The organism is Bacteroides sp. L10-4, from assembly GCF_013373675.1.
GTDB lineage: Bacteria > Bacteroidota > Bacteroidia > Bacteroidales > Bacteroidaceae > Bacteroides > Bacteroides muris.
The window spans coordinates 1-8,286 of record NZ_JABXJH010000093.1; the positions used below are offsets into that span (position 1 = coordinate 1).

General features: G+C 41.7%; 7 protein-coding genes. All 7 read left to right on the forward strand.

All coding sequences use genetic code 11. The annotated features are described in order from the left end of the window. The first annotated feature begins 199 nt into the window (after positions 1 to 199). The 7 genes from HU824_RS18435 (at position 200) to HU824_RS18465 (ending at position 7,980) form a co-directional block, all read left to right on the forward strand. Positions 200 to 1,318: a glycosyltransferase gene (locus HU824_RS18435; protein ID WP_176469642.1), complete on the forward strand. Its 1,119-nt coding sequence runs from the start codon at positions 200 to 202 to the stop codon at positions 1,316 to 1,318. Positions 1,319 to 1,342: 24 nt separating this feature from the next. Further along, positions 1,343 to 2,416 (forward strand): polysaccharide biosynthesis protein, encoded by a 1,074-nt coding sequence (locus HU824_RS18440; protein ID WP_176469643.1) that lies wholly within the window; start codon positions 1,343 to 1,345, stop codon positions 2,414 to 2,416. A 9-nt stretch (positions 2,417 to 2,425) separates the two neighbouring features. Continuing rightward, positions 2,426 to 3,274, forward strand: a complete 849-nt coding sequence (locus tag HU824_RS18445; RefSeq protein WP_176469644.1) for a sugar nucleotide-binding protein — start codon at positions 2,426 to 2,428, stop codon at positions 3,272 to 3,274. A 6-nt stretch (positions 3,275 to 3,280) separates the two neighbouring features. Further along, on the forward strand, positions 3,281 to 4,408 hold the full coding sequence (gene wecB, locus HU824_RS18450) for a non-hydrolyzing UDP-N-acetylglucosamine 2-epimerase (protein ID WP_176469645.1): 1,128 nt from the start codon (positions 3,281 to 3,283) through the stop codon (positions 4,406 to 4,408). Continuing rightward, on the forward strand, positions 4,405 to 5,625 hold the full coding sequence (locus HU824_RS18455; protein ID WP_176469646.1) for a glycosyltransferase family 4 protein: 1,221 nt from the start codon (positions 4,405 to 4,407) through the stop codon (positions 5,623 to 5,625). Before wecB ends, HU824_RS18455 begins: the two co-directional genes overlap by 4 nt. A 410-nt stretch (positions 5,626 to 6,035) precedes the next feature. Further along, positions 6,036 to 6,932 carry an NAD(P)-dependent oxidoreductase gene (locus tag HU824_RS18460; RefSeq protein ID WP_176469647.1) on the forward strand — a complete coding sequence of 299 codons (897 nt, stop codon included), beginning with the start codon at positions 6,036 to 6,038 and terminating at the stop codon, positions 6,930 to 6,932. Positions 6,933 to 7,029: 97 nt separating this feature from the next. Further along, positions 7,030 to 7,980, forward strand: a complete 951-nt coding sequence (locus HU824_RS18465; RefSeq protein ID WP_176469648.1) for a glycosyltransferase family 4 protein — start codon at positions 7,030 to 7,032, stop codon at positions 7,978 to 7,980. Positions 7,981 to 8,286 lie beyond the last annotated feature (306 nt).

Genomic DNA, 8,286 nt, shown 5'->3' on the forward strand with positions numbered 1-8,286 from the left:
TCAGACCGCAGGATTATGCAAGTAGCGACAACCTCTTTTACACCGTCAATAGGGCATTGGCGGCTGTCGGGGATACCTTGGGTATTAAACTTAAACATAATGCTGCTTAATTTTGATTAGTTACTTATCAATGAAAATTAAGATAACCATTTCTGCGTATTAGGGATGTTTTGTTTGTATTTTAATACTCCATATAAAAATGAAGGATTGTTTAATGTTTCCTTTTCAGAATAAAACTGTCATAGTGAATGCTGCTGCATTGCGTAGTAGTGGAGCAATTTCTATTTATCGCCAATTTATTTATCATCTGTCTAAAAATACCAATAGAAATAGATATTATATTTTTATAGATTCTTCAGTGGAACAACCTGTGATTGATGGTGTTATTTTTGTACATGACGATAATCACAGCTGGAGACATCGTATTGCGTGGGAACATGGTGGTTTAAAGAGATGGTTAAAGCAACGAAATATTATCCCGGATGTAATTGTCTCATTACAAAATACCGGTTCTGTAATAGAATGTCAACAAGTGGTATACTACCACCAGCCGCTTCCTTTTTATCCTAGAAAATGGAATCTATTAAAGGCGAAGGAGCGTATGATGTGGCTTTATAAACACATTTATCCTTTTTTTGTAAGTAGTACGCTGAATGATAAAACGGATGTTGTAGTACAGATACCATTTATTAAGCGAGGTTTTTGCAAGAAGTATAAATTTGCAGAAGATAGAGTGCATGTTTTGTTTCCTGATGTAGAAAAAATAGAAACAGATAAGATTATTGCTGCGAATCTATCTGCCGATTGTCTTCATTTTATTTATCCGGCAACTCCGTTTCCTTACAAGGAGCATAAGACATTGGTAGAAGCTGTGCGCATATTGCGTCAGAGTAATCCTTCGGTATTTGCTAAGATTCGTATACATTTTACCATACCCATTGGAGGATATCCTCTTTTAGAACAGTTGATAGTTGAATATGGGGTGAGCGAACAGTTTGTTTTTGATGGAGTAATGAGCCATGAGAATTTGCTGTCATTTTACAAAGCATCGCGGGGCTTGCTTTTTCCCAGTACTATCGAAACACTTGGCTTGCCGTTATTGGAAGCAGCTGCTTTCGGTTTACCTATTATGGCATCTGATTTGGACTATGCGCATGAAGTTCTAAACGGATATGAGGGCGTGATGTTTGCTAAGGCTGAAAATCATGAAAAATGGGCAGATTTGATAACACGCATCTATGAAGAAGCACCCGCATTCGAGCCTCTGACTCCTAAAGAAAGCAGTTGGGGAAAATTTTTCGAATTGATAAACAAATAATTTATTTTCTTATACGATATATTTATGTCAGTATTCAAAGACAAGGTCCTCCTTATAACAGGAGGTACCGGCAGTTTTGGCAACGCCGTTCTTCGTCGTTTTCTTGATAGCGATATTAAAGAAATTCGTATTTTCAGTCGCGACGAGAAGAAGCAGGATGATATGCGTCATGCCTTGCAAAATCCGAAAGTAAAATTCTATATTGGTGATGTACGCAACAAAACCTCCGTTGATATTGCCATGCGTGGAGTGGACTATGTGTTCAGCGCCGCAGCCTTGAAGCAGGTTCCGAGCTGTGAGTTCTTTCCTATGGAAGCCACCCGCACCAATGTGCTGGGAACGGAGAATGTATTGCTTTCAGCCATTGAACATGGAGTGAAAAACGTGGTGGTACTTTCTACCGATAAAGCGGCTTATCCGATCAATGCGATGGGTATCAGCAAGGCATTGATGGAGAAAGTTGCCATTGCGAAAGGCCGTGAACTGGGTGAAGACGCAGGAACTACAATTTGCTGTACACGATACGGTAATGTGATGGCAAGCCGTGGTTCGGTGATTCCTCTTTGGGTGGAACAGATGATGGATGGTAAGCCCATTACCATTACGGATCCGAACATGACCCGTTTCATGATGACGCTGGATGATGCCGTAGACCTCGTAATCTATGCTTTCACGCATGGCAAGAACGGCGACCTTTTTGTGCAGAAGGCCCCGGCTGCTACATTGGATACGCTTGCCGAAGCATTGAAGCAGACCTATGAGAGAATAGATTCGAGGTATGGTGAGACTGAAGTGAAAGTGATAGGCACGCGCCACGGTGAGAAGCTGTACGAGACTTTGGTAACCCGTGAAGAGATGGCAAAGGCAGAGGATATGGGTAACTATTACCGTATACCTTGTGACAACCGTGATTTGAACTATGACAAATTCTTTACGGAAGGCAACGAGGAGATTGCCAGGATTGAAGATTATCACAGTCACAATACCCGCCGATTGGATGTGGAGGGTATGAAGGAACTACTGTTGAGACTCCGGTTTATACAAGAGGACCTTGGTCTGATTTCGAAGGCCAAGGCACGTGAGATACGTTCTGAATAATATTGTAGTATGAAAGTGTTAGTACTGGGCGCTGCAGGTATGGCAGGCCATACCATTGCACTTTATTTTAAGGAACAAGGGCATGACGTGACGGCCTTTTCCCGCAAGCCTTTTTCCTTTTGCAGCTGGATTCAGGGAGACGCCTTTGATACAGGGCATTTGCGGGCTGTGATTGCGGACGGTGATTATGATGCTGTGATAAACTGTATCGGCCTGCTGAACCAATTTGCGGAATCCGCTCCTGAAAAGGCTGTCTATATAAACAGTTATCTGCCCCATCTGATTGTGGCATGGCTTGAGGACAAGCGGACTCGTTTTATACAAATGAGCACTGACTGTGTATTTGCAGGCAATACGGGACCTTATAGTGAGAACTCATTTCCTGATGGCCGGTCGTATTATGACCGTACCAAGGCTTTGGGAGAGGTGAATGACAAGAAGAATCTTACCTTTAGAAATTCCATTGTCGGTCCGGACATCAATGAGGACGGTATCGGTCTTTTCCATTGGTTCATGAAGCAGAGTGGCTGCATCAATGGCTTTACCAAGGCTGTCTGGACAGGTGTGACCACACTTACCTTGGCAAAGGCCATGGAGCAGGCATTAGTCCAGAATCTGACGGGGCTGTATAATCTGGTGAATAACCGAAGCATAACCAAATATGACTTGTTATGCCTGTTCAATAAGTATTTCCGTAACGACGATCTTACCATCAATCCGTCGGAAAGTCTGGTACTGGACAAGACACTGATTTGCTGTCGGACGGACTTCAACTTTGTGGTTCCTACGTATGAGCAAATGGTCATCGAGATGAAAGAATGGGTTGACAGTCATAAAGAATTATATCCTTTATATTAAAAACTTATGGGTAAATTGAAATTAATGACGATTCTTGGCACTCGCCCTGAGATTATCAAGATGTCGGCAATCATAAAGAAATGTGACAGGTATTTTGAGCATGTATTGGTTCACACGGGGCAGAACTATGATTATACTTTGAATGAAGTGTTTTTTAAGGATCTTGGACTGCGCGAACCGGATTATTATTTGGGAGTAGTGGGTGAGAACATCGGTCAGACAATGGGCAACGTTATATCCAAGAGTTATGAACTCATGGCCCGGGTAAGGCCCGATGCTGTAATTGTACTCGGGGATACCAACAGTTGCTTGTCCGTTATCTCCGCCAAACGTTTGAAAATTCCTATTTTCCACATGGAGGCAGGTAACCGCTGTAAGGATGAGAATCTTCCGGAGGAGGTAATCCGCCGTATTGTGGATGTCACCAGTGATGTGAATCTGTGCTATAGTGAACATGCACGCCGTTACATCCTTGATTCCGGTGTCAAGCCAGAGTACACTTATGTGGTCGGCTCACCGATGGCTGAGGTACTTTCGTTTGTATTTCCGCAAATCGAGGCTTCAAACATTCTTCAGGAACTTGGACTTGAGAGGGGCAAGTACATCCTTCTTTCAGCTCATCGTGAGGAAAACATTGACATCGAACAAAACTTCTTCTCTCTGATGAATGCTGTCAACGAGATGGCACGTACCTACGATATGCCTGTCCTTTATAGCTGTCACCCACGTTCTGAGAAGATGATTGAGAAGAGAAACTTCCAGTTTGACAAGCGTGTCATTCAACATAAGCCACTTGGCTTCTTTGACTACAATAAACTCCAGCAGAACGCGTTCTGTGTTGTTTCTGATTCTGGTACCGCACCAGAGGAAGGTGCCTTCTTCCATTTTCCAGCAGTATCTGTTCGTACCTCTACGGAGCGTCCTGAGGCCATGGACAAGGGCGTCTTCATCATTGGCAGCATCACCTCTGAGGCTGTATGTCAGGCAGTAGAACTTGCTACCACTATGCACGCCAATGGTGATGATGCATGTGCAGTTCCTGCATATACGGATGAGAATGTATCCACTAAAGTAATTAAGCTCATTCAGAGCTATGTAGGAATCATTAACAAAATGGTTTGGCGAAAAGCATGAAAAAATGTTGGATAATTTCTGAGTATGCTTATCCGGTAGTTGTTACTACCGGATATTATGTTACCGAAATAGCAGAATACATAGCCAGCAAGGGACTTGAAGTTGGAGTAATTACGACCAACAACATCTACTATACTTCGGATAAAGTTTCCGACTCCATACATGAACATCATAATGGCGTTGAGTATTTCAGGACTTTAGGTAAGCAGGTAGATAAAGATCATTTGATAAAGCGAGTATGGCGCTTGTTGCTTTCTAGTTTCCAGTTGGTTCGACTTGCAAAAAATAATATTCAGGAAGGTGATGTTGTTGTTTGCCTTACGAATCCAGCTTTCTTCATGCTGTTCATGCCTTGGGTAAGGAAGAAGACAAAATGTCAATATCATATATTAGTGCATGATATCTTTCCAGAGAATCTGGTGAGTATTGGAAAACTGACGAAAAAAGGACTTGCCTATTCTCTGCTCAAGAATGTGTTTGATAAAGCTTATACTGCTGCAGATTCTTGCATCTCCATTGGTTGCGACATGTCGAAAGTCATAGAAAGTAAAACAAGGGGCAAGAAAGATATACCACTTATTACAAATTGGGCTGACGTAAATGATGTTCAACCTATAACAAAGGAAAGTACAAGGCTATATCAGGAATATGAGAAAAAACTCAAAAATAAGTTCGTTTTCCAGTTTGCTGGAAATTTAGGTAAAGCGCAAGGAATTGACAATGCGTTAATTGCTTTTGGTAAAGTTAGTAATCCCAATGTAGCTTTCTTGTTTGTAGGTGCTGGTGCAAAGACGGCGGAAATTGAAGCATTTGCGAAGAGCCATACGAACGTTACTTTTGCAGGCTTTAGAGATAGAACTACTCAAAATGATTTTTTGAATTGTTGTGATGTAGGTATTGTAACATTAGCTGATGGTATGTATGGTCTTGGTGTCCCATCTAAGTCATATAATATAATGGCAACAGGAAAGCCTATTTTGTATATTGGTGAGTCTGATTCGGAAATTGCAACAAATATTCAGAAATATGGTATGGGATGGGTTGTTGAACCCAATAATCCAGAACAACTAAAGGATACAATTGAGCAAATAGTATCGAATCCAGATGCGATAAATGAAATGGGAAGGAAGGCTCTATGGGTAGCTTGCAATGTGTTCGCTAAAAATGTGGTTCTGGAGCGGTACTATCAATTTATATCTCAAAAGTTCGAAGAATAATGGAAAAACTACTTGATGGGAAAAACCGCTAATTATACGATAAACTGGCCTTCATGGCAAGAACTGCCATGGGGGAAAATAGGATGATTACAATCAGAAGTAAATTCTTCTTGCATATTTTGCGTAACTTTGTTGCATATTTAATAATGTTTCTATGAATCTCCGCATGTTATATCATTAATCAAAGAAGTGCTACACCGTAACTTTCGTGATTTGAAGGTTATTATTCTCTATGGGAGTGGGGTGCGTGGTGATGCACGTTCGGATAGCGACATAGAAACCGTGCATGAATGGGGTAGACGTTTTACCTCTTTTTATGAAAACGTAGTAAAGGAGGGAATTTTGTTATGACTCCGGAACTGCATTTTGATATTACTTTTCTTTTGAATTAATTTTTTCTATTTAATTTCATGAAACTTTTATTTACAGGGGCTTCTGGGTTCTTGGGTAACAACGTGCGTCCTCTTTTGGAAGCTATGTACGAAGTTACCACTGTAGGTCTGTTGCCACAGGATGACTATACCGTGAACATCGCACAGGAAGTACCAGAGCTGCGTGAGCGGTATGATATAGTTCTTCATGCAGCTGGAAAAGCACATGTTGTACCCAAGACGGAAGCAGAGAAACAAGCTTTCTTTGATGTAAACCTGCAAGGTACAAAGAATTTCTGTGCGGCATTGGAAAGGAGAGGTTTTCCCCGAGCTTTTATCTTTATTTCTACAGTGGCCGTGTATGGTTGCGAGTATGGAGAAGAGATTACAGAAGAGCATCCTTTGGATGGGACAACTCCGTACGCCATGAGTAAACGTCTGGCCGAAGAGTTCTTGCAGAAATGGTGCTACGAACACAACGTTGTTTTGGGTATTATCCGTCCTTCCTTGATTGCTGGGTGTAATCCTCTAGGAAATTTAGGAGCGATGATTCGGGGCATCCGCAATGGAAGATATCTCGGTATTGCCGGAAGTCGTGCACGGAAAAGTGTGTTGATGGTACAAGATATAGCAAGGCTGGTTCCTTTGTTGGCAGAAAAAGGTGGTGTCTATAATGTATGTGACAGTTACCATCCTTCTTTCAGAGAGTTGGAAGCGGTTATTTGCAAACAGCTGAATAAAAGAATACCATTCTCAATACCTTATTGGGTGGCTAAGTGTATGGCTTTGGTAGGGGACTGCTTAGGGAAGAGAGCGCCTATCAATTCTTTGAAACTGAAGAAAATCACAGAATCGCTTACTTTCAGTAACAAAAAAGCCATGCGTGAATTGGGATGGAAGCCGACCAATGTGTTAGAAAACTTCAAGATAGAATGAATGTATATTTAGATGTCATATCGATAGGGCTGGGTATTGTATCTTTAGGATTTACATGTATTCAGCTTTGGTTTTACTGGATAATCAAAAACGGATGATGTATTATTTGATGGTTTTGGTTCTGCTGTTTTTGGCAGAACTTTTTTATTTTAAGGTGGCTGACAGGTGCAATATCATCGACAAGCCCAATGAGCGCAGTTCCCATACGAAAGTGACTTTGCGCGGCGGTGGGATTATCTTCTATTTCGGGGCGTTGGCCTGTTTCCTGACGAGCGGCTTTGAATATCCCTGGTTCCTGCTTGCCTTGACACTGGTGACGTTCATCAGCTTCGTGGACGACATAAGATCCACGGGGCAGATGACAAGGCTGCTTTTTCATTTCTCTGCCATGGCTATGATGTTTTATCAGTGGGGACTGTTCTCCTTGTCGTGGTGGTGGATAGTCATAGCCTTGATAGTCTGTACGGGCATCATCAATGCCTACAACTTTATGGACGGCATTAACGGCATAACCGGCGGTTATTCTCTGGTTATTCTTGCTGCTTTGGCTTATGTCAATAAGGAGGTGGTGGCTTTTGTGGAAGCGGATTTCATCTATACCGTTATCTGCTCCGTTCTTGTCTTCTGTTTCTTCAATTTCCGCAGGAAGGCCAAGTGCTTTGCGGGTGATGTGGGGTCGGTGAGCATTGCCTTCATCCTTCTTTTCCTGATAGGCAGGCTCGTGATTGAAACGGAAGATTTCAGCTGGATAGTTCTTTTATCCGTTTACGGTGTGGATAGTGTGCTGACTATCATTCATCGCCTGATGCTTCATGAGAATATCGGGCTGCCGCATCGCAAGCATATGTATCAGATTATGGCGAACGAGCTGAAGATTCCTCATGTAATGGTTTCTTCTATTTACATGGCAGTGCAGGCAATCGTCATCGTAGGATATATAATGTGTCTGGATTCAGGCTACCGGTATCTGCTATGTACCATCCTCTTGTTAAGTCTTGTTTATGTCTGTTTCATGAAGAGGTATTTTGGATTACATCAATCAATTTGAAATAGGCTTTCCTTTTCTTGATTAAATTGGCTTGCCTAATCTGTTAGATTGTAAATCAATACTTTATAAACTTATCTCAGAAAACAGCTTCAGCGAGGCTGTTTTCTTTGTTTGCAGGCATATATATCCCCATCTTTGCATTGTTGATCAACAAAACGAGATTAAAAACCATGTTGAATCATTAGTGTCCCATAAAAAATAGGGACTAGTTAAACATTAAATAAATTTGGCCCATTTGGTCCGAAACGGTCTTTGTCATATTGAAATTTAGTTTTGTCGAAGAGGTCTTTCAAGTGCGTTTTGTCA